Annotated in this window: 11 protein-coding genes; 6 read left to right on the plus strand and 5 right to left on the minus strand. The window is 58.8% G+C overall.

Features of this window, described 5'->3' with window-relative positions; genetic code table 11:
• Positions 1-13 precede the first annotated feature (13 nt).
• The gene (locus tag ACYQ6M_RS27575; protein WP_460076838.1) at positions 14-1,045 is read right to left on the minus strand and encodes a Gfo/Idh/MocA family protein; all 1,032 of its coding nucleotides are present in this window, start codon (positions 1,043-1,045) and stop codon (positions 14-16) included.
• A gap of 140 nt (positions 1,046-1,185) precedes the next feature.
• On the opposite strand from ACYQ6M_RS27575, the gene ACYQ6M_RS27580 reads away from it, so the two are divergent.
• Entirely contained in the window at positions 1,186-2,205 is a 1,020-nt protein-coding gene (locus ACYQ6M_RS27580; RefSeq protein WP_228873057.1) for a LacI family DNA-binding transcriptional regulator, read from the plus strand.
• Positions 2,206-2,293: 88 nt separating this feature from the next.
• Here ACYQ6M_RS27580 and ACYQ6M_RS27585 read toward each other — a convergent pair whose 3' ends face one another.
• The 3 genes from ACYQ6M_RS27585 to ACYQ6M_RS27595 all read right to left on the minus strand — a co-directional run bounded on the left by ACYQ6M_RS27585 (position 2,294) and on the right by ACYQ6M_RS27595 (position 8,521).
• Positions 2,294-3,679, minus strand: coding sequence for a condensation domain-containing protein (locus tag ACYQ6M_RS27585; protein WP_460076841.1), 1,386 nt, complete (start codon positions 3,677-3,679; stop codon positions 2,294-2,296).
• Between the two features lie 77 nt (positions 3,680-3,756).
• On the minus strand, positions 3,757-6,846 hold the full coding sequence (locus tag ACYQ6M_RS27590; RefSeq protein WP_460076843.1) for an AMP-binding protein: 3,090 nt from the start codon (positions 6,844-6,846) through the stop codon (positions 3,757-3,759).
• 16 nt (positions 6,847-6,862) lie between these two features.
• Positions 6,863-8,521 (minus strand): condensation domain-containing protein, encoded by a 1,659-nt coding sequence (locus ACYQ6M_RS27595; RefSeq protein WP_460076845.1) that lies wholly within the window; start codon positions 8,519-8,521, stop codon positions 6,863-6,865.
• Positions 8,522-8,622: 101 nt separating this feature from the next.
• Between ACYQ6M_RS27595 and ACYQ6M_RS27600 the strand changes: the two genes are divergently transcribed.
• The 5 genes from ACYQ6M_RS27600 to ACYQ6M_RS27620 all read left to right on the plus strand — a co-directional run bounded on the left by ACYQ6M_RS27600 (position 8,623) and on the right by ACYQ6M_RS27620 (position 14,219).
• The gene (locus tag ACYQ6M_RS27600; RefSeq protein ID WP_460076979.1) at positions 8,623-9,783 is read left to right on the plus strand and encodes an isochorismate synthase; all 1,161 of its coding nucleotides are present in this window, start codon (positions 8,623-8,625) and stop codon (positions 9,781-9,783) included.
• A 33-nt stretch (positions 9,784-9,816) separates the two neighbouring features.
• Positions 9,817-11,451, plus strand: coding sequence for a (2,3-dihydroxybenzoyl)adenylate synthase (locus ACYQ6M_RS27605; protein WP_460076847.1), 1,635 nt, complete (start codon positions 9,817-9,819; stop codon positions 11,449-11,451).
• Between the two features lie 9 nt (positions 11,452-11,460).
• Complete coding sequence (locus ACYQ6M_RS27610) at positions 11,461-12,327, plus strand: isochorismatase (RefSeq protein WP_460076849.1); 867 nt, start codon at positions 11,461-11,463, stop codon at positions 12,325-12,327.
• 19 nt (positions 12,328-12,346) lie between these two features.
• Entirely contained in the window at positions 12,347-13,102 is a 756-nt protein-coding gene (gene dhbA, locus ACYQ6M_RS27615) for a 2,3-dihydro-2,3-dihydroxybenzoate dehydrogenase (protein ID WP_460076851.1), read from the plus strand.
• Between the two features lie 73 nt (positions 13,103-13,175).
• A complete protein-coding gene (locus ACYQ6M_RS27620; RefSeq protein ID WP_460076853.1) occupies positions 13,176-14,219 on the plus strand; it encodes a methyltransferase in 1,044 nt (347 codons plus the stop codon).
• A gap of 144 nt (positions 14,220-14,363) precedes the next feature.
• Here ACYQ6M_RS27620 and ACYQ6M_RS27625 read toward each other — a convergent pair whose 3' ends face one another.
• A complete protein-coding gene (locus tag ACYQ6M_RS27625) occupies positions 14,364-16,466 on the minus strand; it encodes a TonB-dependent receptor (RefSeq protein WP_460076856.1) in 2,103 nt (700 codons plus the stop codon).
• Positions 16,467-16,576 lie beyond the last annotated feature (110 nt).

Raw genomic sequence — 16,576 nt, forward strand, 5'->3', positions numbered from 1 at the left:
GAATGTCCTCGGGTCAGATATCTATCTCGACGAAGCGCTCTTCCTCGGCGCTCCGGATTGCAGCAAATGTCATGGCGAGTGAGCGGATGTTGTCGGCGGAATCCGTGAGAGCGGCCCTGCCGGTCTCACGCGCATCCAGGAAATCGGCAATGACGCCTGCATGGCCGGTGACCTCCAGCGATGCGGGCAATTCGGGCACCTCGACCTCTTCCAGCGGATAAAGAAAGCCTTCGGCCGATTTCACGATTTCGGCTCGGAAGCCTTCGTTGCCGTCCCACAAAAGAGTTCCGCGCGATCCGATGATCCGCCAGGAGGCTTCCCAGTCCGTGCGCGCACCTTCCGCACACCACGAACCGCGATAGGTCATGGTCACATTGTCATGGCAGTCGAAGATGGCGGCGGCACTGGCTCCGTGGCGGTACCAGGAATGGGACGGATTGCTCTCGTGACAGAAGACCCGGCGCGGTTCCAGCCCGGCAACGAAACGGGCCGCGTCGAAAGTGTGGATTGCCATGTCGTGCAACAGCACATGATCCATCTCCTCCCGAAACCCGCCGAAATGCGGTGCGATGAAGAAGTCGCAATGGACTTCCGCGATCCGCCCAATGCCACCCTGGTCCAGAAACTGTTTTGCACGCCGGATGCCGGGCAGAAACCGGCGGTTCTGAATCACGGCATGCAACCTGCCCTGATCCCGTCGCACGTCGAGCAGCGCTTTTGCCTCATCCAGGGAGTTCGCCATCGGTTTTTCGGAAAGCACATCGCAGCCGGCAGCAAAGCCCTGGGTCACCACCTCGTTGCGGGCGGATGGCACGACGATGTCGAACAGGAGGTCAGGCTTCAGCCTGGACAGCAGTTCCGTCAGATCGTTTCCGGCCTCTGCATTGCAGAAGCCGGAGGTCTGAGCACGTTTTTGCGCAAGGTCCGTGTCAAGGTCGACAAAGCCGACAATCTCGACCCGCTTGCCGGAAGAGTTGATGTCCTGAAGTGCACGTAGCCAGCCCTCGGACATGGCTCCGCACCCCACCATGACGGCGGTCTGCATGTGATTTCCTCCCATCGGGCGCGGTTGTGACCTTTCGTCTTTCCGGGCTCCGTAAACGTTTACGACGCTAGATTACGATGGAACTTTGTGTCAAGAAGTTTCGTAAACGTTTTCGGAAATCTTTTCAGGAGCCCCTGTCCTTGAACATAAAAGACCTCGCGCAACATCTTGGGATCTCTATCGGAACCGTTTCGCGAGCGCTGAACGACAAACCGGATGTAAACGCAAAGACCCGAGAGCGTGTGCTCAATGCCGCAGTTGAACTCGGCTACAGTGCGAACGCTTCGGGCCGTTCGCTGCGTCGTGGAACAACGCAGACAATCGCCTTCATGCTTGAAACCGGGCAGTCGGAACTCAGGAGCGGCGACAACTTCTTCATGCGCGTGATAGACGCCATGCAGGCCGAACTCGATGATCAGGGCTATGATCTCATCATCCTGCCTTGCCATTCCGCCAACGATCCGACGGAGTTTCTGAAACGCGTTATCGCGCGCGGCACGGCGGATGCCATTGTTGTAACCGCGACCATGAAGAATGATCCGCGGATCGAGTTCCTGCTCAAGTCACGGCTCCCGTTCCTGACACTCGGACGGTCACGCCTGGAAGACCAGCACCCCTGGATCGATCTCGATTTCGAAGGATATGTCGATCAGACAATCCGCAAGCTGGTGGCCCTCGGGCACAAACGCATTGCCATTACCGTGCCGCCGACCCGATCCAACATCGCCAGTGTGTTGCGCGAAGCCTATGAAACCGCAGTTGCCGAAACGGGGCTGGAATTCGATCCCGGTCTGATCTTCGAGTGTGAAGTCAGCGAGTCCGGCGGCAATCAGGTGACCCGCCAGATCCTGGAAATGCCCAACCGGGCGACAGCGCTGCTGCTGAACTACGAACTGATGGCCTTTGGCGTTTACTCGGCCCTTCAGGAAGCCGGGCTCTCACCGGGCAAGGACCTGTCGGTTGCAACACTCCGCAGAAGCAAGCTCCTTCGCTTCCTCAACCCGCCGGTAACGGCATTCGAGATCGATCTGGAGCAGCTCGGGCGAACAATCGCTCAGGAAGTTCTGCAAGTGCTGCGCGACAACAGCCACAAGACCAGGATTGTCTGGCCTGCCACAATGGCCATAACAGAGAGTTTCGCGCCCCCACCTGGCCGGTAGTCCAATTCGTATCCGACCGGCTTGCCACTTGTTTTTCAGCGGACGCTGCCCTCCCCTCCCAAAGGCAGTCAGTCTCGATGACGCGTCACTACATCGGAAATCGCTGTACAGCTGCGTCAAACAGAGCGGACGAGCAGGTCGTTCCAAGGACATCGCCGACCGGTCGTGTCAGCCATTCCGGCTGAAGTGCATCTGACAGGAATGACGGCAGTTTCTTTTCGTGTTCGCTGAAAGCCTGTTTGCTCATCATGCTGGGATCAGCGTCCAGGCACAGGGTCAGGTTGCTTGCGTCATCCTCTCCTCGGAAAGTGAGATTGAAGCCGTCAGCGGGGCCACTGCCAAGAATATGGCGGCGAGACCTGCAACCGGTGAAAGCCGGTGCATTGAAGGGCAGCACGTTGATCAGGGGAGAGAAGAAGTACCGGCTGCCTTCTGTCAGCCCCTGGTCTTGTGAAATCTGCTCGATACGGTAGCGGCTGTATCGCCTTTGGCGTTTCAGCTCAGCAGCCGAGCCTTTCAGAAAATCTGCCAGGGTGTCGGTTCTGTTCACCTCCATCCGGAACGGCAGAATGTTGACCAGCAGCGCCGGCAAATGCGCCCCCACACTGCCCCACCGGCTCATGAAAGGAAGCCAGAGTGTCAACGCATTCTCGGTCGGCATCTGCCGACCGGGCCGTTCGGGCAGAAGATAGAGACCGCAGAGCAGTGTCAGGAGATCCGGCCAGCCAATTTCAACCGCCGCAGCGGTTGCCTGCAGGTTTCGCGTGAACTCCGGAAATAGGGAAACCTGAGCGTGATAGCCGGGGCCACCATAGTCCTCATCTCCCCGCTCCAGAACTTCGATGTCGGCGGCACTTGCGAAATAGTCCGACCAGAACGCCTTGTCTTCGTTCCACTGCCGGCTCTCCTGATATCGAGCCTCTTCAGACAGAAAACTTGCCAGCGGATGGAATGGCAGACCGGCATCGCCCTTGCCGCGATAATGATTGTACAGCTCGGCACAGCGCTGTTCGATCAGCGCCAGACCATAGCCATCGACGATGATATGGTGAGCGCGGATGTACCAGAGGTAGTTTCTCTCCCCGACGCGGTAAAGCGCATGTGCCGACAGTTTATCGTGCCGCAAATCCAGCTTTGCGGCCAGATCGGTTTCCATCCGCTTTCTGGCAACTTCTAGTGGCTCGGCTTCCTCGCGCAAGTCCACCTGTACAAGCGCGGGCAGAAACTCCGGATCACAAACCTGAACCGGCGCTCCACCATCCGGGCTCACCCGGAACCGGGCCGACAGGATCTCGGCCTCGCGGATGGTGCGTGTGATCGCCCTGGTCAGCGCAAGCTCGTCAATGTCGCCTTCAAGCTCAATGTAATGCGCGACCGTCGACACGGGCTGGTCGGGATGAAAGGTGAATTCTTCCCAGAAGTCGAGCTGTGGCAGCGTCAGCGGCATCTCACCGGTTGGACCGATGTCCGGCATGAACGAAACTCCTTTTTCGATGTCAATTGACGAAGGGATTATTCGCAAGGTTGGAAAATGGAACGTCTTGAGGCCAATCAAGGCAACTCTCGGGAAACGAGTTCCTCCACCTGGTTCGCGTTTCGGCACATGAGAAGTTGCTTTGGCGGCAAAGCGACGCCGAATTCGTCGGAGATGCGCTGAGCGATCGACTTGAGATGCGACGGTAAAAGCCCCATCGACAGGAAGTCTGTAGCCCCATTTACAGCTGACGGTGCTCCGCAGCCGACGACCTCCAGATAGATGTCGAGAAGCCGACGGTTTGCCGTGGATGTTTTCCTTTGCGGCACCGGTTGTCTGGAAGGGAAATCTGCAAACAATTGCCTCGCAGCCCTTCGATCCGGTTTTCCATTGGCAGACAGAGGAATGCTATCCACCTTTAAAAAGTACGCGGGAACGTGGGATTCCTGCAGGTGCTGTCTTGCAAAATTCCGAAGGTCCGCATCGGAAAGTCCACTTCCTGGAACCGGTTCATAAAGGGCGCCCAATTCGGTTTCCCCACGGCGTTCGTCTCCAAGATCCGTCAGTAGAACGCGGGCGACGTCAGGGTGTTTCACAAGTTCATTCTCGACGTCAGGCATGGAAATGCGGACGCCGCGCACCTTGACGTAGCCCTGAACGCGGCTGTCGAACAGGATCAGGCCGTCGCGCCTGTATCGCCCCCGGTCTCCAGACCGGAATGCGCGAACTGGCTCTCCGTGCTCATCCCGGATCATGACGAAGTCATGCTGCCGCAACTCGCCGTCTTCCAGATATCCGAGCGCCGTGTTCACACCCGAAGAATGGATACGGCCAACAACACCGACAGGGCAGTGCTCGCCTTTTTCGTTGAGCACGAAATACCGGTTTGCCGGCAGCGGGCGGCCGTAAGGTATGTTGCCTGTGTCTTCCGGACAGATCCTGTGCCAGATACTCCAGATCGTGGTTTCGGTCGGTCCGCCGATTGAACTCAGTCGGATAGCCGGGTTGCTGCGCCTTACTTCTGCGATCACCGCCGGTTTGAGGTAGTCACCGCCCTGGTTGATCAGGCGCAGCTTGGCAAGTTCCGGCTCTTGACGGCAGGAAAGCAACATCTCGAAGATTGTCGGAACCGACGACCAGATCGTTACGCCGTGCGCGTCAATCAGCTGGTTCCACCGAACGGCATCCTTCTCCTCGCCCTCAGCGGGTTGAACCAGCGTTCCGCCAGCGGTCAGACACCCGAAGACCTCGTAGACAGACATGTCGTGATGCAATGGACTGACTGAAATGAAGATGTCATCTGAAGTGATTTCCCACTCCGCATTGGTACTGCCGATGACGTTGTCGGTCGATCGGTTGGACAGCACGACGCATTTCGGTTTCCCGGTCGTGCCTGACGTATAAAGATAGTACGCGGCCTCCGGACTGGACGAGAGCTCCTGAAGCGGCGGCATGAAGTCAAATACGTCGCCGGACGGTTCTCCCTGCAGCAGCGTCTCGGCAGAAACGACGTCGTAGCCCTCGACCGGCTGCGTTCCGACGACAAGGTCTGGCTTGCAATTGTCGCAGAGAAATTTTCTGCGCTCTTCTGGGGCAGAAGCATCCACGGGAACCCAGGTTACCCCACGCAGCGCACAGGCCAGCGTCACCATCGTCTGTTCAGGAGAACGCGGCAGCGCAAGAACCGCAACATTTCCCTTTTGAAGGTTTCGGGCCGCGAGAGACGCCAGCACCTTGTGCACGCCCCTGCCGAGCTCTGCATAGGAGACTCGACGGGCACCGCAGACGAGCGCGTCGTTTTTCGGCGGTGCTGAAAACATGTTGTCGGCAATGCGCCTCAGGAACCCGCAGGCGGCATAAGTCTCCTCCCGCATGTTGAACCGATAGTGGTCGAAATCCAGCACGTTTCGCGCTTCGACCTGAAGCTCTTCGCATTCGCAGATGGCGGTCACGGCCCTGTCGATTGCTGCCAGAGTGTCGTCGACGACGGTGCGCTCGATAGCCTCAACGGCATGATCGATATCGATCACCAGGCCTCCGTCGGCCAACGCACCCAGGCGAATGTCCAATGCGACCTGCGGTGTCTGTGTCAGGCCGTCATGCAGGCGAACATGCGCATCGGACGAGAGCACTGGCCAGGACAGCCCGTTCGTGAGGACAACCGGCAAGGCGACACCACTTGCACCACCTCCGAGGTCCATCAGGAACCGGCTGATTTCGACGCCGGAAAACGACAGGTGATCCAGCCCCTCCAGAACGTCGTCCTGCAAAGCCTTTGCCCTGGCAACAAAATCGTCTGTTCCCTGCCCGTCCCAAGCGACGGCAAAGAACGTCGACCCGTTTTGGTAGCCCCCTTCCGTTCGCGGGGCCGCCGGCACGCCGACATGAAGGCTCCCTTCGCTCAACCAGTGCGACAGAACTTCCAGGATCACGGCCGAAAACACAGTATTGCGAAAGAGGCCCGCCTTTGCCCCCATGCGCGTGAGCTTGCGGAATCGCACTGCATCGATCGCCAAACCGGCCCGCGCATAGCGAGAGCTTCCGATGGTCTCCAGAGATTTCGCCCAGGGAAGCTTCGGCGCGCCTTCGTAAGACCCGAGCTTGGCCTTCCAGTAGTTTGCATCAGCCTCGTTCTGGCTCTTGATCGGCTGTATGGCAGAAGGAACTGGCAAGCTTGTCGCGGATTCGATCTGTCGATCCTCGAACAGTTCAACCATCAGCGCAGCTATGGAAAAACCGTCCAGGATCAGCGCATCGAACCGGAAGAAGATTGCACAGTCATCTCCGGTCTTGCCGGCCGTTTCGGGCAGCTGGAACGCGACGACCCGCCAGGGCGGTGCTGTCAGATCGAACAGCTCATGGGTAAACCCCTGCTTCAACTCGGCGATCTTTTGCTCAGCACTTTCCGGCGTCTGGTCGGACAGATCGATGCGGAGGAAATCGACCTGCGGCGTTGCCAGGACGTGCCTCGATTGGCTTTGGCCGTCGACAACCGTCCGCAGGCTGTCATATCGCTCCGCCAGATGGAGCAGCCGGCGCTCCAGAAGAGCGAGGTTGAAGCGACCGCGATACTCGCGAAACTCCTGCATCGCGACACCGCCGAGAGGCACATATTCGCTTCTGCCAAGGAGGTACGCGCGCTGCAGCAACGTCAGTTCGGATGTCATGATGTCTCCAGCGGATCTATTCGGCAGGTTGAGCTGCAAGCGAAATCCGGCTGCTTGGGCCAACCGCCTGCAGAAAAGCTCGTGCGATGCTGTCCGACGCCTTGCCGGAGCGATCGTTGATCAGGGATGCCAGGGTGGCCGTTGTGCTCGCAGGCCCAATGTCCTCCGGTGCAATGGCTGCAGACGGAATGTAACGATTGAGAAAGGTGACGAAGTCCGCAAGATCGCCCTCGCCCAGTCCGAAATCCCGGATAGGGAGATGCATGTCAGCGTCACTGCCAGTCACCCTGCCCGGCGCCAGCCGGTTCAACAGTTCCAGAAGCATGTCTTCGGTGTATGTGGCGGGCCGTCTTGCAGAGCCGCACGTCATGACGCTGCAAACTGCCAGTTCGCCAAGTGACCCCGGGTCGGCGGCAACTTTCCTCGCGAGCCGCTCATAGCTCTTGAACGCGGCATCGACCCAGGCTTCGGGCAGTGCATCATAGCGGATATCCCAGTTGACCAGGATACCACCGTCCAGTTCCGCAACTTGGGCATCCAGGGCAACTTGCGGCCCTTGTGACACGGCCCAGTTCATCGATCCGAAAACCTGGCAGACACGTTCGGAGAAGAGGCCTCCCCCCGGCAGACCGAGGCCGGAGGTAAACACGATGGGCGCAGACTGCAGGGACCGTTGATGGCGCGACAGATCACGCATCACGCTGACACCCGGATAGGCAGAATGGGCGAGCAGGTCCAGCATACTGCCGGCCAGAGATTTGCAAACCTCTTCGTAGGTCTCCCCGGGCCGTAGATCGACCGCCAGAATGAGGGTGTTGGAAAAGTCTCCGACAAGCCGCTCGACACCGGCGGTGTAAGGAGCACGCCAGAACATCGGCACGTTGAGACGAAAACGGCCGCTGCCGGTGGCCCCGCCTACAACGGCGGCGAACAACCCCAGCATCAACGCCGACACTGTCACGCGCAGCCGGCGCGCGGTTTCTTCCAGTGATCTGCGTTCAGCAGGCGACAGATAGGCGGCGAGCCTGCCGCTTTTGACCCTTTGGCCAGCGGCAACGACCGGCAGATCGGGAGCCGGCGGCATGTCATCCAGACGCTCTTGCCACCAGCGCTTGTCTTCCTGCTGACGCCTGTGCAAATCGGCATCATCGGCTTTGGCGTCCAGCCAGTCGAAAAAGCTGCTTTCCCCGGGTTCGGCCGGCAATGACGGCTTTTCGTAGTACCGGGCAAGGTCCTCCATGAGGAGGCAGAAACTCGGCGGATCGATCGCCGCCATATCCGTGTCGACATGCAAGCGGCTGGCACCATCGGGCAGCAGGCTAAGTCCGAATGCGGACGTCTCACCGCTGGCAAGGTCCAGCGATCGACTGGTCCAGCTTTCCCGCTTTTCCGCCAGTCGATGGGCGAGTGCTTGCGGCTTGAGACGGCTCAGGTCCTCGACCTCGAAAGACAGGCTTTCTTTTGGTTTTCCAATGACTTGCCGGCCATCCACCGTGATTTGCATGCGAAGCATGGCATGCGTCTCATAGAGTTTGCGAAGCGCGCCCTCCAGCCGGGGCGGATCGATGTTGCTGCCATCGAATTCCACATAAAGATGAGCTGATACATTTCCGAGGAAGCCCTTGGCTTCGCGCCCGGTCCAGTAAGCGGCCTGCATGGGTGTAAGATTTTTCATTGCGACTTTTGGTGTTGACAAAACATGAGTATCATACTCAAGTATTGAGGCAGGTCAACCATTCATATAGGAGATGCTCCATGGCAACCGGAGCGAGAGTGATGCGTCACGAAGACGTGGCCATCCAGCCTGATCCCAAGCGAAAATTTCTGTTCACTTCAGGCGGAAACGAACTGCATGCAGACGGAATTCGCGAGCGGATTGCCGTCCCGGCCCGGACCGGAAAAACTTCGGGCGACCTGTTTCAAGCCACGGTTGGCGCAGCCCTGGAACGCGCCCGCAATGCTGGCCAGGAAAACCCGATTGTCGTTGGTGCCATTCCGTTCGATCTCGGTGAGGTGTCCTGCCTCTACGTGCCTGAACGCCATGAATGGCGCACCTGCAAGGAGCCGAACGGAGGCGCCGTCTCCAAACGCATCATGCCGGAGCTGCTCGCGCAGCGGAGTTATCCGGATGAGGCCGGCTTCAAACGGGCCGTCCAACACGCCATCGTCAACTTCCAGCACAGTGATGTCCGCAAGGCCGTCCTTTCGGTCATACGGGAACTGCAATTTGCAGAGCCTGTCGATGTCGAGCGGCTCATGACAAGCCTGCGGGCCCAGAACACCGACGGCTATCAGTTCCAGGTGCCACTTCCGGATGGCAGCGAGCTGATCGGCGTCAGTCCGGAATTGCTCATTCGCAAGAACGGCCGCTCGTTCACGTCAAACCCGCTAGCGGGGTCGACCAGACGCCTGCCCGAACTCGCCGCCGACAGGGACGCCGGCACTGAATTGCTTCGCTCCGAAAAGGATCGCTACGAGCACAGGCTGGTCGTCGAGGACATTCACCGATTGCTGCAACCCTATTGCTCACAGATCGATGTGCCGGATCAGCCGTCGCTTCTTGGCACAGCGGCTTTGTGGCATTTGTCCACCAGGATCGAGGGACAGCTGAACGACCCGTCGATGACCGTGTTGCAGCTAGCATGCCTCCTGCATCCGACGCCTGCTGTCTGCGGATATCCAACAGAGCTGGCTCACCGTCTCATCCGGTTTGTCGAACCCTTCGAGCGCGGGCTTTTCACCGGAATTGTCGGCTGGTGCGATGCCCAGGGTAACGGCGAATGGGCCATCACCATCCGCTGCGGCATTGTTGAGCGTGACGTCGTGCGGCTTTTCGCAGGCGCCGGCATCGTTGAGGCCTCTCAACCGGACTGCGAATGGGCCGAAGTCCAGACCAAACTGGGCACCATGCTCAAGGCTTGCGGCCTCGCCGCCTGAGCCCCTGACCTTATCAAACAATCAGGTTTTCCAATGAACGTCGAATTTCAGCGCTGGCCAGAGGAACTGGCAGCGCATTACCGCTCCTGTGCCTACTGGATCGATCAGCCATTGACCCGAATTCTGGATCAACAAAGGCAAACACGTCCCGCCGCGCCGGCGATCGTGTGCGGCGAACGAACCCTTTCCTATGACGCACTCGACCGGCTGTCCTCCAATCTGGCTGCAAGATTGGCGGCAAAAGGGTTGGGCCCCGGTGACACCGCACTGGTGCAGCTGCCAAACCTCGCCGAGTTCTACATCGCCTTTTTTGCGTTGCTGAAGGCCGGCATTGCACCGGTCAACGCGCTCTACAGCCATCGACGTCACGAGATGACGGCCTATGCCCGGCAGATCGAACCGAAACTTCTGATCGCCAGCCGCCAACATGAGCTGTTCAGGGCGGACGACTTCATCGGCAGCCTGCAGGAAATGCAGGACGGTGCTCTCACTGTTCTTCTTATGGACGAAGCAGATGACGCCTCCAGCCTGTCACACTGGATCGAAAGTGCTCCGGACGGCGTTGCCCCCGATTACGGCCCGACACCCCCAGGCGAAGTCGCCTTCTTCCAACTGTCCGGCGGCAGCACGGGTACACCGAAGCTGATCCCACGCACGCACAACGACTACGACTACAGCGTCAGGGCCAGCGCGGAAATTTGCGACCTGACACCCGAAACGCGGTTTCTTTGCGCGTTGCCGGCCGGGCATAACTTTCCGCTCAGTTCACCGGGCGCACTCGGAGTGTTCCATGCCGGTGGCTGCGTCGTGCTCGCCCCCAATCCGGAACCTCTTGCCTGCTTCGAGCTTATTCGCAAACACAAGGTGACCATGGCCGGTCTTGTGCCTTCCGCCGTCAATCTCTGGCTTCAGGCAGCGCCTGATCATCGCAATGCGCTGGAGAGCCTGAAACTCCTGCAGGTGGGCGGCGCACATTTTCCCGAGTCCCATGCGCGTCTGGTCCCTCAGATACTTGGCTGCAGGCTGCAACAGGTCTTCGGAATGGCGGAAGGACTGGTGAATTACACCCGTCTGGATGATCCGGATGAGCTTGTCTTCACGACCCAGGGACGCCCGATCAGCCCTGACGACGAAATCAAGATTGTCGGAGAAGACGGGCAACCTGTTCCCGATGGCGAAACGGGCAGACTTGCGACGCGTGGTCCCTACACCTTCCGAGGCTACTTTCGAAGCCCGGAACACAATGCCGACGTCTTCGATGAGGACGGGTTCTACTATTCCGGTGACCTGGTGTGCCGCACCGGTGAAGGTTATCTGCGGGTCGTTGGACGGGTAAAGGACCAGATCAACCGGGGCGGGGAGAAGATAGCCGCGGAAGAAGTGGAAAGCCTGCTTCTGCTTCATCCTGATGTCCGTGAAGCGGCCCTTGTCGCCATCCAGGATCCGGCACTTGGCGAGAAAAGCTGCGCTGTCATTGTCTCGGACAACTCCTGCATCAAGCCGCTTGCTCTTCGCAGGCACCTGATGTCGCTCGGAGTTGCCGACTACAAGCTGCCTGACCGCTTCAGTTTTGCGGACGCCATTCCCCTTACAGCCTTCGGCAAACCCGACAAGAAGAAGCTGCGCACGGATCTCGCGCAGAAATTCACTCCCGCTCTGACACAGTAGAGGTTCCCAATGACCATCCCGACAATTTCCGACTACCCGATGCCGAAGGACTTTCCGGCGAACAAGACCGGCTGGAAACCGGATACCGCTCGTGCTGTCTTCCTGATCCACGACATGCAGGATTATTTCCTGCGGTATTACAACGCCGACGGCGAGCTGATGACGCAGTTGATCGCCAACCTGCAGCGTGTCCGCAACTGGGCCTACGCCAACAATGTCCCGGTCATCTACACGGCTCAGCCTCATGACCAGCCGCCGGAAGACCGAGCACTTCTGAACGACATGTGGGGTCCCGGCCTGACCGTGGCCGACCCGGCCCTGCAGCAGGTGGTCAAGGGACTGGAGCCAGGCGAAAACGACGTGGTTCTGACCAAATGGCGCTACAGCGCATTTCAACGATCCGACCTCAAGGCCCGCATGGCATCCCTTGGCCGCGATCAACTGATCGTCGGTGGCATCTACGCACATATCGGCTGCCTGATGACTGTTGCGGATGCGTTCATGAACGACATTCAGGCCTTCATGATTGGCGATGCAGTTGCCGATTTTTCCGAGGCCGAACACAAGATGGCCCTGAAATATGTCGCCACCCGCTGCGGTGCGGTCACAGATACGGCAAGCCTCACAGGTGCAGCCCAGAAGTCTGAGCCGATGCGTGACTGGCTGCACAGCCGCGTGTTGGAGCTCATCGAAGACGACGCCGATCTCGATCCGGAAGAAAACCTGATTTTCTATGGTCTCGATTCCATTCAGGTCATGAAACTTGCCAGTGAACTGAAGGAACGCGGCATTGTGGTCGGCTTTGACGAACTTGCGCGTGTCCCGACCCTGAACGGCTGGTGGGCGCTCATTGAAAGCAAGCGCCTTGCAGCCTGACACATCAGAGCGCTCCGACATGTCAACTCGGCAGTTCGCAGGCAAGCGCGTGTTCGTAACCGGTGCCGCAAGCGGCATCGGTCGGCGCATCGCCGAAAGGTTTTGTGACGAGGGTGCCACGGTCCTTGGTCTGGACAGACAGGCCGGCGATAACACCCTGCCATTTCGCATTCTCACAGCGGACCTTGCCGATGCCCGTCAGGTTGAAACGATCTCTAGCGGGCTCATGGCGGACCGATGGTACCCGGACATCCTGGTGAATGCCGCCGGTGTCCTGCGAACCGGGGCGGCGGAGGATCTGTCGCTAGAGGATTGGCAGGCCTGTATGAACGTCAACGTCAGCGGACCGTTCTACCTGCTGCGCCAATGGATACCGGTGTTCAAGGAACGGCAAAGCGGGGCGATCGTGAACATTGCCTCCAACGCGGCGCATGTGCCGCGCACGGGCATGACTGCCTATTGCGCGTCCAAGGCGGCGATGGCGAGCCTCAGCCATTGCATCGGGCTGGAACTCGCGCCCTTCGGCATCCGCTGCAACCTTGTCTCGCCGGGTTCGACCGATACACCGATGCTGCGCGAGATGGCGGGTGGAGCATCCGGCTACAGGCAGCTGGTCGCGGGCCAACCGGATCGGTTCAAACTCGGCATTCCACTGCAAAAGGTAGCCACGACGGACGATATTGCCGAGACGGTGCTGTTTCTTGCATCCGACAAGGCCGGGCACATCACGCTGCAGGACATCGTGGTCGATGGAGGCGCGACCCTGGGCGCCTGACAGCCAGCGCCCCTCCCCTGCCCTCCATTGAGCCGGACCCTCCGGCAAATTTTCATTTACAAGGATTGCAAAATTGACAGCACCAGCTCCCACACCTTCCGAACAACCGGCCCCCGTTCCGCCCTTCAAGCTGATGGCACAGATCACGGCATATCGTACGTCTCAATGTATTCGTGCTCTTGTCGAACTCGGGATACCCGCCCTTCTGGTCGAGCGGGCGAGATCGCTGGGAGAGCTTGCGGAAATCACAGGAACAAAGCCCCGTCTCCTGGAACGAGTGCTCAGGCACCTGGTCAATGAAGAGGTGATTTCCCTGGATGACCAGGGACATTACCTCCCCTCCCCTGTCACCCGCCACCTCGTGCCGGGGCATCCGCAGAGCCTGCGCAACTGGGTGGCCTGTGAACTCGACCCGTTGCTCTGGCGAAGCTGGGAAAACCTGCCCGAACAACTGCGAACCGGTACGACTGCCTTCGATCTGGCCCATGGCTCCGCGTTTTTCGATTGGCACGCACAGGATGAGGCCGCGCAAAAACGGTTCGACGACCAGATGAACGGGGCCTCAAAAGGCATCGGTGCTGTCGTCGTCGACAAACTGGCATTCGCACCAGGCACCAGAATCATGGATGTTGGCGGCGGAAACGGGTCGTTTCTGGCACAAATTCTGGACAGGAACGCGGAAACCACGGGAACTCTGTTCGAGCTTCCGCGCGGTGTCGAAGACCACGACCCGCTGTTCGAGCAGATGCGGTCAAACGGCCGGGCATCTACTCAAAACGGATCCTTCTTCGAGCATGTACCAGGTGGTGCCGATGTTTATCTGTTCAGCCGGGTCTTCCATGACTTTGACGATGAAGCTGCGATCACCATCCTGCAGAACACCAGCCAATCCCTGAGCGGAAAAGAGCGCCTTTACCTGATCGACATGATGACCAGCGACGCTGCTGCCGACGCCCGCGGATCGTCCCAGGATATCTTCATGATGACGCAGCTCGGCGGCAGGGAGCGGACGGCGGACGAATTTATCGAACTGTTGGCGAAGGCAGGTTTTGAGACTTCTTCCATAACACCGATGGCCAGCCCCGTCAGCATTCTGGAATTCAGGCTGGCAGGTTGAAGAAGCCACTCCCCTCCCCTCTCACGCGGAAAATCGGTTCGCGTCAGATAGATATTTAAACGGCTAAGTTTCTTAAGCAACCAATGTTCTGCCGGCGGCTGGGGAACCCCGTGCCGCCGGCAGAATTGTGTCGTGAAGCCTGATTTAGAACGTTGCCTTTGCGCCAATGCCGAACATGCGCGGTGCCGTCATGGTGGCAAAGGAAGCGACACCAGGCCGGTTCTCGAGATAGGTCGGAACACGCTCGTCGAAGATATTGTTCACGTAGCCATAAAGCTGGAAATGATCGTGAACCTGGTAGGTCGCCCGTGCATTCGCGATTGTATAGGGATCGACCTGGAAAGCCGGCGTGTTGAGATCGTCCGAATAGTACCCGTCGAAATGCTCGACATTTGCCGAGAGGGTCAGGTTTTCCAGCACACTCCAGTCCACACCAAAGCCCAGCATATAGCCCGGAGCCTTGCCGAATTCATTGCCTTCGACCGACGGCAGCGTGTCGAATTCGGAGATCTCGCTCTGAAGCACACCGGCATTGGCATTCACACGCAGATTGTCCAGGACCTGGTAGCTCATCGCCACTTCAAGACCATAAGCGTGGGCCCGTTCCGCGTTCAACGTGAGGAGCTGCGTCACGCTGCTGCCAGGCAACACCGTTTGGAAGTAACGCTGGGAGTCGTGATAGTCGGTGTAGAACAGGTTTGCGGACACAAACAGTTTGTCGTCCAGAAGATTGGCACGGCCAAAGATTTCATAGTTCCAGGACGTCTCCGCCTTGAACGGCAGGGCTTGTCCATTCAGGAAGTCGAAGGCAACACCACCTGGATTGAAACCCCGATTGACAAGGCCGCCCACGGTAACGTCCGGCGTGATGTTGTAGGCGAGCGCAATCTTCGGCAGAAGCGCGTTGAAGGTCTCGTCGTAATCGAAATCCACGGGCCTGGGCGCAACCGTCGACGACAGGCCGGTGCGCTTGATCCGGTCGCTCTCGAACCTCAAGCCGCCCGTCAGGGTCCAGGCATCGCTGATCCGGTAATCGATCTCGGTGAATACACCCAGATTGGTCTTGGAATCCTCGAAATCCGGCGAACCATTGAAGGGCAAGAGCAGGGTTTCGTCTGACTGTGTATGAGCTGCATAAAGGCCCGCAACACCACTGAAAGTGCTGTCTTGCGTTCCGAAGTTCACCAGGGTCTCGTTCGACCAGTTCTGCTGGTCGATGGTCGCATCGCCGTTGCCGACTGTTTCGACGCTCCGCTTCACTTCCAGATCGGTGTATTGGGTGACGTTGCTGACGACAATTCCGTTTTCGAACTCATAGGAAAGGTCGGCGATCCCGGTGTGTGAACGGGAATAGAAGCTCGGCACGTTTGCCTGGCTGTTTTCAAGCCGGTCGTAGGGCTGGACCGTCGCAGCTTCATATGTCGGCTGATTGTTCTGAGCGGTCGCATAGGTGAGCTTTGCCGTCAGACCCGGAATGGCGTCAGGCGTATAGAGCAACTTCGCCCGTCCATTAAAGGACATGATGTCGAGGTTGGTCTCGTCATCCGTGAAGCTTGAATTGATATAGTCGATGAACGTGTCACGGCCGTAGTAGTCCAGCGCGACACGGGCGGCGAGCTGGCTGCTCAGCGGTCCGCTCAGCATGCCCGACACACGGTGAGTGTTGTAGCTGCCGTATTCAGCCTGCAGCGCACCTTCCGGCGTGAACGTGGGATCCTTGGTCTTGACGATGATCGCACCGGCGATGCTGTTCGCACCTTGAGACGTTGTCTGTGGGCCCCGGAACACTTCGATCTGGTCCACATCCCAGATCGATGTCGCACCGAACACCGTTTCGAAATAGGTCTGGTAGTGTCCGTCAATGTTGATGGACGCCCGAGGAACGGTACCTGAATAAAACGCGACCGCGCCAGTGTTCGGCCCTTGCGTATCCTGCCCGCGGATAATGGGCGCAACGCCTGCCGTGCCGGGATAGTAGACGTTGGGAACGTCCTGAATGGCGCTCTGGACATTTTCCTCATCCGGCCGTGTTTCCAGATCTTCCCCCGTTATGATTTCAACCGAGCTGGCCGTCTCCTGAAGGCTGCGCGAAATCTTCTCGCCGCTCACGAGGATCGTATCGAGGACAGTTACGTCTGCAGCAGTTCCGGTTCCTGCATCTTGAGCCCATGCGATGCTGGTAACCATCTGTGAAACGGTGAGCACGGCGGTGCTGCCAAGCATCGTCGCAATACGAGTCGGTTTCATCTCTTGATCCTGATGAGTTTATGACTGCGCGAGCTGGAAAAGCCTTGCCCACGAGCAGTTGGGGAGAGGCGACCCTGTCACCGGTTGCGGCTCATGCTTGCCCCAGCCGC

The sequence above is a fragment of the Roseibium sp. ROS1 genome, assembly GCF_054658215.1.

Bases quoted from the DNA above. Each gene is read 5' to 3' on its own strand.
- ACYQ6M_RS27600 (WP_460076979.1), top strand. From the start codon at position 8,623: ATGCGTCACGAAGACGTGGCCATCCAGCCTGATCCCAAGCGAAAATTT.
- ACYQ6M_RS27585 (WP_460076841.1), bottom strand. From the start codon at position 3,679: ATGCCGGACATCGGTCCAACCGGTGAGATGCCGCTGACGCTGCCACAG.
- ACYQ6M_RS27595 (WP_460076845.1), bottom strand. From the start codon at position 8,521: ATGAAAAATCTTACACCCATGCAGGCCGCTTACTGGACCGGGCGCGAA.
- ACYQ6M_RS27605 (WP_460076847.1), top strand. From the start codon at position 9,817: ATGAACGTCGAATTTCAGCGCTGGCCAGAGGAACTGGCAGCGCATTAC.
- ACYQ6M_RS27575 (WP_460076838.1), bottom strand. From the start codon at position 1,045: ATGCAGACCGCCGTCATGGTGGGGTGCGGAGCCATGTCCGAGGGCTGG.
- ACYQ6M_RS27625 (WP_460076856.1), bottom strand. From the start codon at position 16,466: ATGAAACCGACTCGTATTGCGACGATGCTTGGCAGCACCGCCGTGCTC.
- ACYQ6M_RS27610 (WP_460076849.1), top strand. From the start codon at position 11,461: ATGACCATCCCGACAATTTCCGACTACCCGATGCCGAAGGACTTTCCG.
- ACYQ6M_RS27590 (WP_460076843.1), bottom strand. From the start codon at position 6,846: ATGACATCCGAACTGACGTTGCTGCAGCGCGCGTACCTCCTTGGCAGA.
- dhbA (WP_460076851.1), top strand. From the start codon at position 12,347: ATGTCAACTCGGCAGTTCGCAGGCAAGCGCGTGTTCGTAACCGGTGCC.